The sequence below is a fragment of the Dictyobacter halimunensis genome (genome assembly GCF_036245075.1).
Window position 1 is genome coordinate 1,911,910 of the sequence record NZ_BSRI01000002.1, and the last position, 16,757, is coordinate 1,928,666.

The window sequence follows — 16,757 nt, forward strand, 5'->3', positions numbered from 1 at the left end:
GGTGCAACATGGGGTGCGGTCCGCACCCCATGTTGCACCACCATACCATCACCATTGTGTCCGAGGGTATGTCTGGCTCTTACGATTATCACCCACGGCGAATTTGCGTTTTCACACCCGTGGCGTTCACGAATACGAGTCCGTTGTGTGATGATGCATGGGGTGCGCACTCTCGCACCCCATGCATCATCACACAACACCGGCACGACCGCGTAGCGGACGTGGCCCTCAGGCTTAGCATACCACCTGAATCTGCTACAAAATGGGTGCTAACTGGACAGAATAAACCATGCTTGGCTACAATGCTGTATGGTGGGTAGGTTGTGTCCAACGATATCACCGAAATAGCCTTCGGGAATCAGCATCGGCGGCCGATACATCTTGATAAAAGGATTATTTACACAGCTCGAATAACATAACAGTCCAGGAGTGTCAGGAACATACTTATATGACTCGATTGATAGCTTTGGATGTCGGAGAGGCTCGCATAGGGGTTGCAACCTGCGATACCAACGGTTTTTTAGCATCTCCGTACAAGACCATTCATGTGACCCGCAATGAACAAAAGACCTGGGAAGCCATCCAAGAGCTCATCAATGAACTTGAGGCAGAGAGCCTTGTGGTAGGATTGCCTATCAGCCTGGATGGACAGATCCATGGTCAGGGGCAAAGAATACAGGCCTTTGTCGAGCGTATGAAGCAGCATATCACGCTCCCAGTGACGTTCTGGGATGAGCGGCTCTCAACGGTTGAGGCTCAGCGCCTCCTTACGCAACGTGGTCAGGATGGAAGGGAGAGGCATCAGAAACGTGATGGTGGGCGGCAACGTCCTCAGGGCAAGAAACGTCGGCGCGGTCACGAAATTGATGCATTAGCCGCGACAGTCATTCTTCAGGATTACCTGGATCACCTGGGTAAATAATCCATAAGGGGAACAAAGCATGAGACGACCTAGATCACGAGCAGCCCTTCTTTCAGTCCTTGTTGTAGGAGTGGTGATCTTTTTACTGGTACTTCTTGTCTGGAATAATGTCACTGATATTTTTATGCGGCCCATGAGCAATACCCCGGGTAATGTGACAGTTGATATCCAGCCGGGCGAGACGACGCCAGAAATCGCCAATGATTTGCAGAGCAAGGGCCTCATTCGCAACGCCTTCGCCTTTACTATCTGGGCCCGCATCAAGGGTTTAGACACCAAGCTGGAAGCCGGCGTGTATAAACAGCTCAGCCCGAATATGACCATCAGCAGCATTATTGATACGCTGCAGAATGGCCGCCCGGACGCGATCCTGGTGCTGGTCAAAGAGGGCAAGCGGCTCGAAGAGATCGCCAACTCGACTGCAAATTCTAATCTGCCCAATTTCAGCAAGACGCAATTTTTGACCTACACCAAGCATATCAATAAATTTCCCGATGCCGGCAAGTATCCCATTCTCAAGAGCGTTCCTGAAAATGGCAGTATGGAGGGCTTGCTCTTCCCCGATACCTATGAGCTTTCGCCAAAGGCAACAGCTCGAGATGTCATTAATGCTATGTTAACAGAGATGTCTGATAATATCGCTAAATATCATCTGGATCAGGCGGCTCAAAAACATAATATGAAGCTATACGATTTTCTCACCCTTGCCTCAATCGTCGAGCGTGAGGCTGGCATCCACGACGATAAGAGCAAGATCGCTAGCGTATACTGGAACCGCATCTATACCGCAAATGGTAAAGAGCAGACAGGTGGCGGCAAGATGCAGGCCGATCCCACCGTTCAATACGCGCGCGATACCGAGAATCCGCCAACCACATACTGGCAGCCATTGGCTGATAGTGGCAGCAAGATCGCGTCCAATAGTCAATGGAACACCTACATTGTTACGGGCCTGCCCCCTACACCAATCTGTAGTCCGGGCCTGGACAGTCTGAAGGCTGCCGCCAATCCAGCCAATACGAACTATATCTTCTTCTTTGCGGCTAAAGACGATGGGAAAACCTATTTCCAGGCAACCCTGGATGAATTTAACGCAGAGATGGCTAAACATGGCGGCACTCGATAGAGAGCGTTTCTATTAAAAGAGAGTTTACTATACTATGGATTTAATGCAGATTATTAAAACGGTTGTCCTGGCTCTGTTACAGGGTGTAACAGAGCTATTCCCCATCAGCAGCCTGGGACATACCGTTATCATTCCTAGCCTGGTGGGCTGGGGCGACCTGGCCGGGGGCACCGCCTGTGGTGGCAAAAGCTGCTTTCTACCGGTGGTGGTGGCCCTGCACCTGGGCACCAGCATAGCCCTGATCATTTATTTCTGGCGCGACTGGCTCCAGGTTCTTAAAACCATAGGCAACGTCGCTGTCACCCGCAAGATTACGCGCGGCACCGAAGAATGGGTCAGCTGGCTCATTATCCTGGGAACCATCCCGGCCGGTCTGCTGGGACTCCTGCTCAAAAATAAATTAGAAAACTTATTTTCAGAGCCACAGATCGTAGCCGCGTTCCTTTTCTTGAATGGCTCGGTCCTCTTCATCGGTGAAGCCATGCGCCGCCGCGCCGAGGCCAATCTCGCTTCGCTGCCGCCACGGGAACGCGAGGCGCATTTCCGCTCGCTCAAGACGCTCTCGATTAAAGAAGCCTTGCTAGTCGGATTGGCGCAGTCGCTGGCATTGATTCCCGGCTTCTCGCGCTCCGGCACCACCATCGTCGCCGGGCTGGGTGTACGCCTGACGCACGAAGACGCGGCCCGCTACTCATTCTTGCTCGGCACGCCGGTCATTCTGGCCGCCTCAGCGCTTGAGGTTCCTGTACTCTTCCATCAGAGCCAGTTTCCATTCTGGCTGATCATCTTCGGCATGATACTCTCCGGTGTCGCTGCCTACTTGAGTACGGCATTTTTGACCAAATACTTTGAAAAGGGGCGCCTCGATCCCTTTGCCTACTATTGCTGGGCAGCCGGGCTGATTACCCTGCTTCTCTTTGCCTTTGTCCTGCACGTCTAAACATAGCGGCAGCAACCAAAACGGCCATCCGACGTTCTTTGACGCGGTGGCCGTTTTAGTTTGTGCTCTCGCTAGGGGTATTGGCGCCTCCATGGGGATAGCAGCAGACAGAATGAAGCCATGGTCATGCCGATGGCGCCGCATACCAGCGTCAGGCGGATGTCATGGATAAGCTGGCTGAACAGGGCCGCCTCGATCGCCCCCAGCGGGCCGATCCCCTCCTGCAGCAGGTGCATACACGAGTTGATCCTCCCCTGCAATACCTCGGGGACCGTGCTCTGCCGCCAACTGATCTCGTTGACGATATAGATGGTCAGCGCGCAATCGCCCATGAGCTGGGTCAGCATCAGGATCGCGACGACCAGCCAGGTGGGGCCAGCGGCCAGGGCCGTGACCACAGCCATCACCCCGAACAGCAGCGTCGCGCCAATCATAGATCGACCAGGACCGAAGCGGCGCGCGACCCTGACCGCCAGCCACGCCCCCAGCAGGTTGCCGATGCCCCCCATCATCACGACCAGTCCATAGTCCAGCAACGATAGCCGCAGGGTACGCAGGAGGTACAGCATGTACAGGGTGGCGAAGGTGCCTCCGCAGAAGTTAAAAAGAGCGGTATAGGCGGCGATGGCCCTCAGCTTCGGCTGACCCAGCAGGAAGCGCAATCCATCACGCAGATCGTGCCAGATCGATAAACGCTCGGTGACGGTCGCTGCAGGACGTTCAGGAAGCCGCAGGTGCCAGATGCAGCACGCCGAGATAACAAAGGTACTGGCATCGATCAGCAGGGCCAGAGGAGCCCTGAGTAGCTGCAAGAGCCAGGAGGCGAACGGCGGCCCAGCGATCTCTGCCAGGGCGTCGCTGACACCCAGGCGACCATTGCCGATGATTAGCTCGTCCTCCTGCAACAGCGCGGGAAGCAGTGAGCGGAACGCCACCTCAAAGAAGATCGTGCAGACGCTAACCACCAGCGTCACCAGGTATAGTGCCTCTATGCGCAGGACGCCAGACAGATAGAGCAGCGGGATGATACAAAGCAGAGCGGCCCGTCCCAGGTCCGCCAGCATCATTACCGGTCGGTGTGGTAAGCGATCAATCCAGACGCCAGCGAACAGGCTGATCAACAAAACGGGCAGCGAATTACAGGCCACCAGCAATCCCAGCTGCAATGGGCTGGCCTGTAAAAACTGGATGGCAATCAGTGGCAGACCTGATCCTGAAATGTATGAGCCAAATTTCGACAGCGTCTGACCACTCCATAGCAGACTAAACTGCGGCTGCCGCAGGAAAAACGAACGCCGACTGGCAACTGGAGTGCTCTCCTCTGGCCGCGAGGCTAAGGTCTCCTGATCCATATTCCTCTCCCTGAAAAATGCTTTGGGCACAACAAAAAATCTTCCGCAGCGCACGGAATGCAGCAAAAGGGATAGTGTGCCGCAGGCACGCTTCTCAGAGGGTGAGGACATGTGCTACTACAGGGTCAGAAGCAAACGGGCCCTGAGTAAACTTGAGGTCTGCGTCATTAATCAAGAAGAGATTGATGTCTCACATGAGCGCGGCGGCACTTATGCGAGAACGATGAAGCTGGTACCCATCGGGGCACCTCCGATCTTTCGATGTATGTATCTCTTCTATATTACCGGAAAATGCACCTTTTTACAATCCCGATAATCGGAGGGGGTGTGTCATTCATGTTGTTGCAAAAAGAGAAGGCGACAAGAAACACGAAACGCCCCACCAACGAGAAACACCCATGTAGGGTCGACCTTCAACGGTCGTCCGGCCCGCTTGCGGGCCACGTACCCGGCCGGTTCGGCTTCTCGTGGAAACCATCTCGCCCCACGTGGTACCCCAGGAGGAACGCTCGCTTTTGGGTACGCCTGCGCAACGTTGGCGGGCGGGAACCACGTGGGCGGGCGTGGAAGACAAGGGAAGAGGTGTCGTGGGGGCACGAGGGCTGCCGTCGCTGGCGCTGGCAGCCCGGTCGACCGTTGAAGGTCGACCCTACATGGGCATTGCGGTTTCCGGGGGCATTGCGGTTTTCGGGGGGCGTTCCGGTTTTGCTATCTTATCTTTTTGCAAAAACATGAATGGCACCCAATCGGAGGCGAACTCCGAACCTATGGATGGTGTGTGATGGAACAGGTGCGCGAATGCGCACCTGTTCCATCACACACAAATACCTCCCGCGGCCGCCTGTGCGGGGTGGGGTTATGTTAATGTTTCACCGGCGATGTTGGCGTAACCACGCAAAAATTCATCGACGCCAAGGGCTTTTTTGCCTTCGAGTTGGAGCTGCTTGATCAGCAGGAGGCCTGATCCGGTGGTGACGACGAGCACTTTATGTCCGGCCTCTTCTCGGATGCTGACGGTGCCCGGTGTGGCTGCCACGGTTAATTCTACGTTGCTGAGTGGCTGGGCGCTGATGATCTTTAGCAGTTTGCCGCGCCAGTGCGTATAAGCACCGGGCCACGGCTGGTAGGCGCGTATCTTGCGGGCCAGCACCGCCGCGGGCCGTGTCCAATCGATCAGACCGTCTTCTTTGGTGAGCATGTGCGTATGGGTAGCGCGTCCCTCATCCTGCGGCTCAGGGGTAATTTTGCTCTCAACCCACTGTGGGAGAATTTCGAGCAGGGCCTGGGCACCCAGTTCGGCCAGTTTGCCGGTCAGGCTGCCGGTGGTCTCCTCGGCATCGATGGGGACGGCGTACCTGGCCAGTACCGGGCCGGTATCGATGCCCGCGTCCAATAGCATGATAGATACCCCGCTCTCGTGATCGCCCTGAATAATTGCCTCAGCGATCGGATCGGGACCGCGATACCTGGGCAGCAGCGAAGCATGAATGTTCAGGGTGCCATAGCGCGGCTGATCCAGCACCTTCTGCGGCAGAATCTGTCCAAAGGCCGCCACGATATACAGGTCCGCCTTGTATTCCGCCAGCGCATCGCTATTGGCCTGCTTCTTAAAAGAGCCCGGCTGCCAGACAGGGATCTCATGCTCCATTGCCACCTGCTTCACCGGCGAATAGACCACGCCCCGCCCACGACCAGCAGGCTTATCCGGGCGCGTAATCACCGTCGCAATCTCATAGCCATCAGGCAAAATCTCGCCTGGCGCCCTTCCCTTAATCAAGGTCTCCAGGGCCGGAACCGCGAAATGCGGCGTCCCCATATAGATAATTCGTAACATACAGTGTCCCCCTCTACATCAATAAACATCTTCGCGCAGCATCCACGCAATCGCTTTTTCGAGTATACATTTTCGAGTATACATTTTTTGATACGAAAGAACATCCCTCAAAATTCATACGCTAGCGCATGCAAACAATAGGTGAATGCCCTTTTATCGGCCTGAGTGGCTGGTTTAACCACCTTGTAGCTATCATTATAACTCGCGCATTACCGTATTCTCGCGCTTATGACGAAAGGGCCCAACATGGACATAAGTCACATAATATACCTGTACAACTTTTCTTTTTGGTATATACTCTCTAATATGCATCGCATTCTTCAAACTCAATAATCTAGTGGAGCGTCGTTTTTCGCCCGATACATCATAGATAAGGAGATCGCTATGTCCTGGTCATCACCCCAAGAAGCCATCATTCAACATATTCCACGTTCTCAAGCCTTACATGAAGCCATCTTTGGGCCTGCCAGCACGAGCATCCTACCTGAAACGATCCAGTTCCTCAAGGCCCACTCTGCTGCCCACTACCAGATGCATGTTATTCAATATGAAAACCAGGCACACGAGCAATGGTTAGAGACGCTGCTCGTACAAGAAGACGCCGGACACCAATGGGAGGTCCTGGGAAGCACCGTCATGGTTGACGAGTGGAATCCACTGCGAGAAGCTCCCCCAAACGCTGATTCTCAACCACAATTGCAACTGGTCTGGGAACAGCTCCCCGCCGGCCCATTCTGGGCACGAGGGAAAGTCATCCAGAACGGTTCCGAGATTTCGCACGTGCACCTGCAGGATGCCGCCGGACATCACTTCGAGGATACGGTTAGCAACGGCATTATACTTTTCGCGCACGATAACAAGATCCAGTTTCCCCTGCTGGTGCAGTTCTATAACCAGCTTGACCAGCTGGTGGGCCAGGAAACACTTCAATAGAAGGATATTTTTCAAGGAGTTGGCGGTATGGTGTGGACGCGCACGTGCGCGTCCACACCATACCGCCAACTCCGCGGATGAGGGAGTGGGATAATAGCACTGGCTTTCTACTTCACGACAGCGAAAGAAGGACTTTCAGGCTATTTTAATACCAGAGGGCACAATTCGGTTATGCTATAGGTGCATTGTAGTGTTTATAAGAAGGAGTTGTTCATGCACCAGGGGGATCAACAAGGCAGAGCTACCTCTAACCAATCTCTGGCCCCGCTGCCTTCAACCAATTATAATACGGTGCTTTCACGGACACCGATACCAGTCGAAACAGTTCAGAGGGAACCGAAGATGCTCACCTTTGACCTGAACGCGATCACCCCACCACTGCTCGATCCCCAGACGACGATGCAGCGTACTGATGAGATCAATACGGTTCAACAGATGTTCAGTGATGCGCAAACCAGCGCGGTTATGTTGATCGGCACACCCGGTACCGGTAAGTCGATGCTGGCGGCCTTGCTCTTTCGGCGCCTGCAGATGGCCAGGAATAACGGTATGCCGGCCCCCAAATACCTCGTCTGGCTGACCATCGGGACTTATACGACGCTGCCAAACATTATCGCGGCTATTCTGGCGGGCATAGAGATGCCGGATGAGGGGCTCTTTTTGCTCAAACCCGAGCAGCAGATATCGGCGCTGCTACGCGCCCTGCGCCGCCCCTCGGAAAGCGCATTGATCGTGCTGGATCAGTTTGAACTGCTTCTTCACCCCGAGACCAATCAGGGCGTGGCGGGGCGCGGCGCGCTCACGCTCTTTCTGGATATGCTGCAGACCGACCTGGGCTTCAGCCGCATCCTGCTGACCAGCTATCATTCCCCCTACGATGAAAATAAGATCAGCAATCCACGTGTGCGCTCGTACCTGGTCACGCGCATCAGCCTGCCCGAAGGAGTAGCACTCCTCCAGCAGCGAGGTGTCCAGGGAGCCCCTGAAGATATCTCATTTGTCTGGCAGCGTTGCGCGGGGCATGCCTATACACTGGTGCTCTGCAGCGCGTTAATCCATCTTAGTGGCATCTCTCTCAACCAGCTGTTAAACGCGCCCGAGTACCGACCATTGTGGACGGGCGACGTCATCACCAACCTGATTATCGCCATCCACTACTTTCTCAATCCAACCCAGAATGCCGTCATCCATGCCCTCAGCCTCTTTCATGAGCCGGTTCCCCAGGAAGGCATCTTTATGACCATCACCGGTGATACCATCGAGTCTCAACAACGGCAGGGACAAGAACATATCATTACAGCCTTTGAGCAGGAGCTTCAGACCCTAACCCGCGTGGGTGTCATCCAGCTGGTCGCGAATAAAGATAACACCCCAACCTTTGCGCTGCATCCACTGTTGCGCCAGTATACCCTGGAGCATTTCATGCAAGATATCAGCCATGAGGGGCAAGATAGCAAGGTTCCCCCGTGGCCTGATAAACATGCGAAAGGTCCCAGTCCCGAGCAGGCCGAGCAACAACAAAACGCCTTGATCGCCGGCCATGTCCAGGTAGCGGCGTATTATGAGCACATGATCCACGAGAAATGCCCTCCACGCGAGCAACGCACCAGCCTGCAAGATATCGGGACCATTATCACCACGCTCCGCCACCTCTGCCTGGGACACCGCTGGCAGCATGCCTGCGATCTCCTGTTCCAGCAAGGCCTGCACGAGAGCATGGTGCAGTGGGGCGCATGGAATACATTGATCGGTCTGTATACAGCGATGCTACCACCCTTTGGTACACTAAAACCGCAGGACGAGGGGAGAGTCGCCAGCCATGTAGGCACACTCTACGGTCGCATCGGCGAGTATCAACAGAGCAAGGTCTATTTTGACCAGGCCCTGTCCCTGCAACGGCGCGGCAACAATCAACATGGAGAGGCCGTTACGCTGACCAACCAGGGAGAACTGCTGCGCATCCGTGGCGAGCACCAGCAGGCACGCCAGAACTTTGAAAACGCGCTCAAGCTCATGGAGGCGCAGCCCGATCTACAGCTCAAAAGCGTCGCCCTGCACAATCTAGGCCTGCTCTCGCAGCAAGAGCGGGACTACACCCAGGCTTATAACAACTACGTTGAGGCGCTCAAACTGGCCACGCGCTTGCGCAATCAACAGTATACCGGAATGATTCTCACCAATCTCGGCATGTTACTATATGAACAGCGCCAGCAAAAAGAGGCGCTGGCAGTGCTCTTCGCGGCGCTGCAGATGCGCCTGTCGCTACACGATCCCACAGCCTCCCTGCTGGAGCGCTTCCTGGTCGCCATTGAGCAAAAGATGGGATCGGAGAGATACACCCGGCTCTGTTCAGAGGCATTAGATATACAGCCGGAGGTACTCTCTCGCTTTGTAGCGCCAGATATGCGACAATAAGCCCAGACACTACCTGATTATCCATTGGAGACGAAAGAGGATTTCATCGCATGGCCACTACTACAGGCCCGCTAGAGAAGCAAGCCGCCACGGAGAGTATTGAGACTACTCAACCTGCCTCCTTCCAGGGCTGGCTGCTTCTCCTATTGGTCTTTCTCGCTGGAGCGGCATCGCTTTCAGTGGAGATGGCCGCCTCGCGGCTGCTATCACCCTACTTTGGCGATTCGTTATTCGTATGGGCCAGTATCATTGGTCTTATCCTGCTCTACCTGACGGTCGGTTATTACGTCGGAGGACTGCTATCGGACCGCTATCCACGCCCGGTCTACCTCTACTATATTACGGGAGCGGCCTCGCTGCTGATCCTGCTGATTCCACTGATCGCGGGACCCGTATTAAGCTGGGCGCAGTTGACCTTTGCCTCATATGACGTGGGAGTGCTCTACGGTTCACTGCTTGCCGTGGTCGTCCTGTTCGCGCTGCCAACCATCCTGCTAGGCTGCGTCTCACCATACTCTATTCGCATTCGCATTCAGCAGGTGGGCCGCGCCGGTCGTGTCTCTGGTCTGCTCTACGCGATTTCGACGGCGGGCAGCATCCTGGGTACCTTTCTACCTGTACTGGTCTTGCTACCCTATCTAGGGGTCAAGCTCACCTTCCTGAGCACCGGGCTCGTGCTCCTGCTCATCTCGGTGGTAGGCGTACTCAGCACCAGCAAACAGGCGGGGCAAGACATGCAACAGGGTATTTAAAACATTTTGCCATTCCCTTGTGATATACTAACCATGTTTCCATGTGCGGCCTCCGCTCCTGTCTAAGAAAGGATGTCCCGATAGATGAGTGACCAACAGGGGTTACCACCCAACTATTTCAATCACACATTACCCAATGGCATTGAACTCATAGGTCAATATATGCCCAGTCTGAGCTCGATCAGCTTTGGCTTCCAGCTGGATGCAGCCGTCGTCCACGAGCCTGAAGAGAAGCAGGGGCTTGCTCATCTCTTTGAATATATGCTCCTTCAGGGCACGAAAACGAAAGATGCACGCGCGCTCAATGAAGCCTTTGAATCGTTAGGAGCACGCAAAGGGGCCAGCACCAGCCTGGAGACGGCCATGGTGTGGGGGCAGATCGTCAATACCAAATTTGACGCCACCCTGGACCTTTTCCATGATGTCCTGCTCAACCCGACCTTTCCCAACAGCGAATTAGAGCAGATGCGCAACCTGGTCCTGCAGGAGATTCGCCGCCGCGACGACGAGCCGATGAGCCGCATCTTTGAACTGGTGCGCGCCAATTTCTATAAGGGGACCGCGCTTAGCCGCCTGGTGCTGGGAACGGACGAACAGGTGCGCCAGTTAAAGCGGCAGGATCTACGCGACTTCTGGCAGGCCCGCTACCAACCCAATAATGTGCTCTTCTCCATCGCGGGCAAATTTGATTGGGACCACGTCGTGGAACGCATGCAGGGTCTCTTTGGCAACTGGCAGGGGGAGGCAGCGCCCTCGCCCGAGCAGGAGCCGCATCCCACTCAAAGCATCTCTTTGGAGTTCCGCGAGGGCAAACAGGAACATATCGCCATGATGGTGCCCTTCCCCAACTATACTGACCAGGACTACTACGCAGCTATGGTGGCAGCCGAGGTGCTCGGTGGCTCAATGGCATCCCGCCTCTTCGTAGAGGTTCGCGAGAAGCGCGGCCTGGTCTATAGTGTATCCGCCGGCCTGTCGGGCAATAAGCATATCGGCGCCCTACGCATCTATGCGGGGACCACGCCTGAACAGGGACGCGAATGCCTGGAAGTCATCGTCAACGAACTGCGCAAGCTTGAGAAAGACGGCATTACCGCCGATGAACTGGAGCGCGCCAAGGTACAGCTGAAGAGCGAGAACGTAATGCGAGGCGAGGGTTCGGGATCGCGCATGAGTGCCATCCTCCGCTCCTGGTGGTATGAGCGCCAGATCAAAACCATTCAGGAGATCAAAGATGCCATCGACGCGGTCACCCAGGAACAGGTCCTGAGCATGTTGCAGCGCTACTCGCCGGTCCATCCGCTGACGATCGCGGCCATTGGACCCCTGTCCCAGGAAGAGCTTGTCGGCAACACCCTGTCCTGAGAGACAAAATGACACGGCGCCATCGCTTGAAACTATTCACAGTCTCGGCCCGTTAATATAGCAGAAGCATGAAATTATGTAAGAGCACTCCCTCTGGGGCGGGTGCTCTTACTTTTATGGCGTGAAATGCTTACAGACTATCTTCCCCTTTAGAAAGCGCTTGAATGCGATAGGTTTCGCGCCTGCGGCCCCTGACTTTACGCGCCTATGGCGCTCACCTGTTTTGTGTAGTTGGAGCAACGCAGATGGGTGCATTCGCACCCATCTGCGTTGCTCCAACTACACAAAAATGTGCTTTAAAAAGTGAGGTGTATTTTGCATGCATCTAGCGCATGCAAAATACAATACCATAACAAACTTCATAAAAACCAGGTGGCATTGTTGTCTTATTAGCAGAATACAAAGGAGAGTTTCACGTGGAACGGAGACAATTTGGTAAAACAGATATGCAGGTCAGTGTGCTGGGATTTGGTGGCTCAGAAATTGGATCGGGTACGACGGTGGCGGAAGTAGACGAGATTTTACGTAGCGCCCTCGACGCGGGCTTAAACGTTATCGATACAGCCGAGTGCTATGGTGATAGCGAAGAGCTCATCGGCCGCGCGGTCTCCACGCGTCGGGACGACTACTATTTGTTCACCAAGTGCGGCCATGCTTCGGGCGAGGGCCTGGAGGATTTCGAGGACTGGGACCCACGCACCATCGAGGCCAGCATCGATCGCAGCCTGCGACGGCTACGAACCGACCATGTAGACCTGCTGCAGATACATACCTGTCCTCTGGAAGTGCTGCGCCAGGGCGAGATTATTAACGTCCTGCAAAAAGCCAAGCGCATGGGCAAGACGCGCTACATCGGCTATAGCGGCACCAATGAAAACGCTCGCTACGCCATTCGCACCGACGCCTTCGATACCCTGCAGACCTCGCTCAACATCGCGGACCAGCAGACGATCGATTTCACGGTCCCGATGGCCATTGAGCGCAACATGGGCGTAATCGCCAAGCGACCCATCGCTAACGCGGCCTGGACCGATCCAAATATCGACAAAAGCGCATATGGATATTCCTACTGGGAGCGCCTGCAGCAGCTCAAGTATGACTTCCTGCAGAGCGGACCCGCCACGGCGCTGGCGATGGCCCTGCGCTTCACCCTGAGCACTCCGGGTGTGCATACCGCCATTGTTGGCACCACCAATCCCACGCGCTACGCGCAGAACGCCGCCTTGATCTCCGCCGGCAACCTCTCGGACGAAGAATACCAGGAGATTCGCGCCATCTGGGAACAGCGGGCCGACCAGCACTGGCTGGGTCTCGAATAATCCCTTATCACGTTCACCCTTGCGGGCGGCATATGTCGCCCGCAAGGATGGAAGAGGCATTGCGGCCGGGTACGGGGCCGCTGCGCGGCAAGCGCCCGCAAGGGGCGCTACGGTGGTCATTTCCTTCGGGGCTTCATTTCCCTCCTCTTGTTCGCTTACATTGAAATCAACCAGCAAAAAAAGACCTCAAAAAACTCCCTCTTCTCGGCGTTGATGCTATACAATGTAGGTAGATCGTTATAAGTAGTGCATACCCTCTTGCGAAGGCCACTGGCAGGCAAGCAGCGACGAGTATGCCCACTTCCAACCAGCAGTTGGCTTGCGTATAATGAAGATACGAAAAAAGTAGATGCGACAACCACCTGGGGTCGTCTTCTCCTTTTGCGATAAAGGAAAAAGCATTTGGTAATCAGCGAGATGTCAAAGTAGACGTTAATACTAGAACAGCAATGGCGCGAAGGAGCAAAAGAGCATGGCAGACAAACGTGGGGACCATACCAGCTTTGAACAGGTCATGGCCACCATTAAGAACGAACGCATCCGTTTTGTGAATCTGGAATTTACCGATGTAGTAGGGGTCGCCAAATGCGTGACTATTCCAGTGGAGCAGTTTGCCGATTGTGTGCGGCACGGCAAGTGGTTTGACGGTTCCGCGCTTGAAAATATAGCCCGCGTGGCTGAAAGCGACATGTATCTGTATCCGGACCTCTCAACCTTTACCGCGTTGCCAGGTACGGTACGTCCCGCTCCAACCATTGATGCGCACCTGCAAGACTCTCAGAGTGAGGGGGAAGCGGTGGCACGCGTCATCTGCGATATACGCGAACCCGATGGGGAACGCTTCGAAGGGGATCCACGAGCAGCACTGCTGGGGGCCATTGAGGAGGCCCGCGCTATGGGCTTCAAGTATCAGGTAGCCCCGGAATTAGAATTTTTCCTGCTGCAGGTCAAAGATAAGAAGCCCGTCCCCCTGCAAGACGATCCCGGTAGCTATTTTGACCTCTCGACCAAATTTACGGTGACCATTCGCAGCGAGATGGTGCATGCTCTGCAGAGCATGGGCATTAAAATTGAGAGCAGCCATCATGAGGTGGCGCCAGGCCAACATGAGATCGACTTTGAGATCGGTGATGCCCTGCGTATGGCTGATAGCTTGATGACCGCCAAGTACGTTATCAAGGCCATCGCTTCGCAGCATAACCTGTACGCGACCTTCCTGCCCAAACCTTTTTACCGCACCAACGGCTCCGGGCTGCATATTCACCAGCAATTAATCAGTACCGATACGGGTAAAAATGTCTTTGTTGATGAGCACGCGGAATATGGTCTCTCCGAAATTGGACGTGGATTTATCGCGGGCCAGCTGGCACATGCCCGTTCAATGTGCGCCATCCTGGCCCCCCTGGTCAACTCGTATAAGCGCCTGGTGCGCGGCTATGAGGCGCCTGTGCTCGTCAACTGGGGACGCGTTAATCGCCAGGCTTTGATCCGCGTGCCGCGCCCCGGCACAGATCCGCAGACGTCGATGCGTATCGAGCTACGCTGCAGCGATCCCAGCTGCAATCCACACCTGGCGCTGGCCGTCATGCTACGCGCTGGCCTGGATGGGATCCAACGGAAGATGACGCTGCCACCGGCCATGGATGAGAATATTTTCCTGCAGGACGAGGGAGAGCGTCTGCGTCCCCGGGCACGTCTGCTGCCCGCAACCCTGGGCGAGGCCCTGGATGGGATGCGCGAAGATACTTTGATCCGCGATGTGCTGGGCGATACCATCTATGAAGGGTTTATCGATGCGAAGAGCATCGAGTGGACCGAGTATCGCCAGCAGGTTCATAACTGGGAGATTGAGCGTTATCTTCCTGTTTTTTAAGAGTGGGGGCGCCAGTGCGGCGGTTCGCGCCTTCGGCCATAACGATACGCGCCTTCGGCGCTCACATATTCTTAAATAAGCAGTTGATGCAAAAATGCAGTTCCGGGCAATGCCCGGAACTGCATTTTTGCATCAACTGCTTATTTAAAACTTCAACGCTCGATTAGCTGTGGTCAGCTAATCGAGCGTTGATAGATTGCTTCGTGGGCGTCGAGCATGTGTTGTAGGGAAAAGTTGGATTGGGCGTGGGCGCGACAGCCCTCACGAGATAGAGAAGAGAGATGCTGGACGGCTTCGGCGGCACGGGGGCAATCGCCGGGGGGAATTAAGAAGCCAGTCTGCCCATGCCGAATGATTTCGGGCATGGCGCCGCGCTGGAAGGCGATGACAGGGGTGCCGGCCGCCATGGCCTCGACAGGCGTCAGACCAAAGGGTTCATCCCAGGCGATGGGGAACAGCAGTCCCTGGACCTCAGTCATTAGTTTCCAGAGCGTGGTGTGGTCCAATTGACCCACATAGGTCAATTGCTCTGGCTTGCGCGCGATGCGCGGCAGGATACGCTCTTCATGATAGCGGCGATCGTAGATGCCACCGGCTATAATCAGGCGTCGTTCGGCTATTTCGGCAATCTCGATCGCCTGCTCTACGCCTTTCTCTGGCGTAATGCGCCCGGCAAATAAAAGTGGTGCGTCAGGGGACACGTGGGCAGAGAAAGGGATCGCCTCGATATCCAGTCCGTTGTAGATAACGTGATCGAAGGTGCAGTAGTCCGCGTAGTCGCGGGCACATGCCTGCGAAACTGTCAGCAGATTTACCGGGTGTTGCTGGCGCTCCAATACGCTCAGCACGTTGTTGATTTCGGGCGAGATGGCGGGCAGGTGGACGGTATGCAGCACCGGGATGGCCGTGATCAACGTACTACAGGCAAAGCTGGGCCAGTCGAAAGCATGGGCGTGAATGAGATCAAATTCCCTGGCGCGCTGGCGCAGCTGCAGGTAGAGCTCCAGAAAAACGTTGGCCTGGGCCATAAATCCTGGATCGAGTGATTGCTCTTTGCCCGGCTCCGCGAAGCTCGATGGCGTGACATGCTCGGGTACCGCCACCGACTCAATATGAATCCCTGGCACAGACGAGCCCCTGCGCGCGAACAACGTCACCTGGTGTCCACGCTGCGCCATACCCATAGCCAGATCAGCCACCATGGCCTGCGATCCACCCAGAAACGGTTGAGAGATCGGCGTAACCAGGGGTGCCACCAGTGCTATCCTCATGGCAGTCTCGCCTCCAGTACATCCGCGCGCTCCCCACGATAGCTGGCGCTATTATTCTCGGTCTCATGCAGGGTAACTTCATAAAGCAGGCCCGGGGGAAACTCCTGCTCCAGCCGTTCCCAGAACTTGATCACCAGCAACTCGGCGGTTGGGATCACCCCTTCCAGCCAGGGCACATCATGATTGAGATGCTTATGATCCACCCAATCCACCACCTGCTCATTGGTGATACGCTTCATATCGGTCAGATTCATGACCATCCCCGTCTTCGGATCTGGCTGTCCATAGACCGTCACTTCCAGGGTATAGTTATGCCCATGACCATTGGGATTGGCACATTTATCGTAAATTTGATGATTCTCTTCGTCGGATAGTTGATTGCTCCACAAGCGATGCGCCGCGCTGAAAGTGACACGCCGGGTCAGATAGACCATGTCAGTATCCTCTTTCTCTATAATTTTCCAATCTCTATGGGTGTGTTTGACTTCCGTCTCATGTTGGGGACACGTGCGCGCCTCCGCACGCGCGTCCGCGCTAGTTTTGTGTGTTGGTGCAGCAGGGGCGCTTTCGCACCCCTGCTGCACCAACACACCGTGGACTTGTGAGCACCACAGGTGCGAAAGCTCAGGCGTGCTGCAGGCGATGATCATGAGAA

13 protein-coding genes are annotated in these 16,757 nt (G+C 55.2%); 9 read left to right on the forward strand and 4 right to left on the reverse strand.

Going from position 1 to position 16,757, the window contains the following annotated elements; all coding sequences use genetic code 11:
* Positions 1-448: 448 nt before the first annotated feature.
* Genes ruvX through AABA21_RS21965 form a run of 3 tightly spaced genes read left to right on the forward strand, consistent with a single transcriptional unit; the run spans position 449 to position 2,988 of the window.
* Positions 449-922, forward strand: coding sequence for a Holliday junction resolvase RuvX (gene ruvX, locus AABA21_RS21955; protein ID WP_338253681.1), 474 nt, complete (start codon positions 449-451; stop codon positions 920-922).
* Positions 923-941: 19 nt separating this feature from the next.
* Complete coding sequence (gene mltG, locus AABA21_RS21960) at positions 942-2,048, forward strand: endolytic transglycosylase MltG (RefSeq protein WP_338253682.1); 1,107 nt, start codon at positions 942-944, stop codon at positions 2,046-2,048.
* A gap of 34 nt (positions 2,049-2,082) precedes the next feature.
* Positions 2,083-2,988, forward strand: a complete 906-nt coding sequence (locus AABA21_RS21965) for an undecaprenyl-diphosphate phosphatase (protein WP_338253683.1) — start codon at positions 2,083-2,085, stop codon at positions 2,986-2,988.
* A 71-nt stretch (positions 2,989-3,059) separates the two neighbouring features.
* Here the strand turns inward: AABA21_RS21965 and AABA21_RS21970 are convergent, their stop codons facing one another.
* Together AABA21_RS21970 and fmt are read right to left on the reverse strand one after the other, a co-directional pair.
* On the reverse strand, positions 3,060-4,340 hold the full coding sequence (locus AABA21_RS21970; protein ID WP_338253684.1) for an MFS transporter: 1,281 nt from the start codon (positions 4,338-4,340) through the stop codon (positions 3,060-3,062).
* A gap of 856 nt (positions 4,341-5,196) precedes the next feature.
* The gene (gene fmt / locus AABA21_RS21975) at positions 5,197-6,174 is read right to left on the reverse strand and encodes a methionyl-tRNA formyltransferase (protein ID WP_338253685.1); all 978 of its coding nucleotides are present in this window, start codon (positions 6,172-6,174) and stop codon (positions 5,197-5,199) included.
* Between the two features lie 384 nt (positions 6,175-6,558).
* Here fmt and AABA21_RS21980 point away from each other — a divergent pair, with 384 nt between their 5' ends.
* The 6 genes from AABA21_RS21980 (at position 6,559) to AABA21_RS22005 (ending at position 14,831) form a co-directional block, all read left to right on the forward strand.
* Complete coding sequence (locus AABA21_RS21980) at positions 6,559-7,107, forward strand: hypothetical protein (protein ID WP_338253686.1); 549 nt, start codon at positions 6,559-6,561, stop codon at positions 7,105-7,107.
* A gap of 213 nt (positions 7,108-7,320) precedes the next feature.
* Positions 7,321-9,522 (forward strand): tetratricopeptide repeat protein, encoded by a 2,202-nt coding sequence (locus tag AABA21_RS21985; RefSeq protein WP_338253689.1) that lies wholly within the window; start codon positions 7,321-7,323, stop codon positions 9,520-9,522.
* Positions 9,523-9,572: 50 nt separating this feature from the next.
* Entirely contained in the window at positions 9,573-10,274 is a 702-nt protein-coding gene (locus tag AABA21_RS21990) for a fused MFS/spermidine synthase (protein WP_338253691.1), read from the forward strand.
* An 84-nt stretch (positions 10,275-10,358) separates the two neighbouring features.
* Entirely contained in the window at positions 10,359-11,639 is a 1,281-nt protein-coding gene (locus AABA21_RS21995; protein ID WP_338253693.1) for a M16 family metallopeptidase, read from the forward strand.
* A 416-nt stretch (positions 11,640-12,055) separates the two neighbouring features.
* Complete coding sequence (locus tag AABA21_RS22000; protein ID WP_338253696.1) at positions 12,056-12,958, forward strand: aldo/keto reductase; 903 nt, start codon at positions 12,056-12,058, stop codon at positions 12,956-12,958.
* A 472-nt stretch (positions 12,959-13,430) separates the two neighbouring features.
* Positions 13,431-14,831: a glutamine synthetase family protein gene (locus tag AABA21_RS22005; RefSeq protein WP_338253697.1), complete on the forward strand. Its 1,401-nt coding sequence runs from the start codon at positions 13,431-13,433 to the stop codon at positions 14,829-14,831.
* Between the two features lie 173 nt (positions 14,832-15,004).
* Here AABA21_RS22005 and AABA21_RS22010 read toward each other — a convergent pair whose 3' ends face one another.
* Together AABA21_RS22010 and AABA21_RS22015 are read right to left on the reverse strand one after the other, a co-directional pair.
* A complete protein-coding gene (locus AABA21_RS22010; RefSeq protein ID WP_338253698.1) occupies positions 15,005-16,102 on the reverse strand; it encodes a glycosyltransferase in 1,098 nt (365 codons plus the stop codon).
* Positions 16,099-16,536 (reverse strand): 6-carboxytetrahydropterin synthase, encoded by a 438-nt coding sequence (locus AABA21_RS22015; protein ID WP_338253700.1) that lies wholly within the window; start codon positions 16,534-16,536, stop codon positions 16,099-16,101. Before AABA21_RS22015 ends, AABA21_RS22010 begins: the two co-directional genes overlap by 4 nt.
* Between the last annotated feature and the right edge of the window lie 221 nt (positions 16,537-16,757).

Excerpts from the sequence above, each read along its gene's own strand:
- ruvX (WP_338253681.1), top strand. The coding sequence starts at position 449 with ATGACTCGATTGATAGCTTTGGATGTCGGAGAGGCTCGCATAGGGGTT.
- mltG (WP_338253682.1), top strand. The coding sequence starts at position 942 with ATGAGACGACCTAGATCACGAGCAGCCCTTCTTTCAGTCCTTGTTGTA.
- AABA21_RS21965 (WP_338253683.1), top strand. The coding sequence starts at position 2,083 with ATGGATTTAATGCAGATTATTAAAACGGTTGTCCTGGCTCTGTTACAG.
- AABA21_RS21970 (WP_338253684.1), bottom strand. The coding sequence starts at position 4,340 with ATGGATCAGGAGACCTTAGCCTCGCGGCCAGAGGAGAGCACTCCAGTT.
- fmt (WP_338253685.1), bottom strand. The coding sequence starts at position 6,174 with ATGTTACGAATTATCTATATGGGGACGCCGCATTTCGCGGTTCCGGCC.
- AABA21_RS21980 (WP_338253686.1), top strand. The coding sequence starts at position 6,559 with ATGTCCTGGTCATCACCCCAAGAAGCCATCATTCAACATATTCCACGT.
- AABA21_RS21985 (WP_338253689.1), top strand. The coding sequence starts at position 7,321 with ATGCACCAGGGGGATCAACAAGGCAGAGCTACCTCTAACCAATCTCTG.
- AABA21_RS21990 (WP_338253691.1), top strand. The coding sequence starts at position 9,573 with ATGGCCACTACTACAGGCCCGCTAGAGAAGCAAGCCGCCACGGAGAGT.
- AABA21_RS21995 (WP_338253693.1), top strand. The coding sequence starts at position 10,359 with ATGAGTGACCAACAGGGGTTACCACCCAACTATTTCAATCACACATTA.
- AABA21_RS22005 (WP_338253697.1), top strand. The coding sequence starts at position 13,431 with ATGGCAGACAAACGTGGGGACCATACCAGCTTTGAACAGGTCATGGCC.
- AABA21_RS22010 (WP_338253698.1), bottom strand. The coding sequence starts at position 16,102 with ATGAGGATAGCACTGGTGGCACCCCTGGTTACGCCGATCTCTCAACCG.
- AABA21_RS22015 (WP_338253700.1), bottom strand. The coding sequence starts at position 16,536 with ATGGTCTATCTGACCCGGCGTGTCACTTTCAGCGCGGCGCATCGCTTG.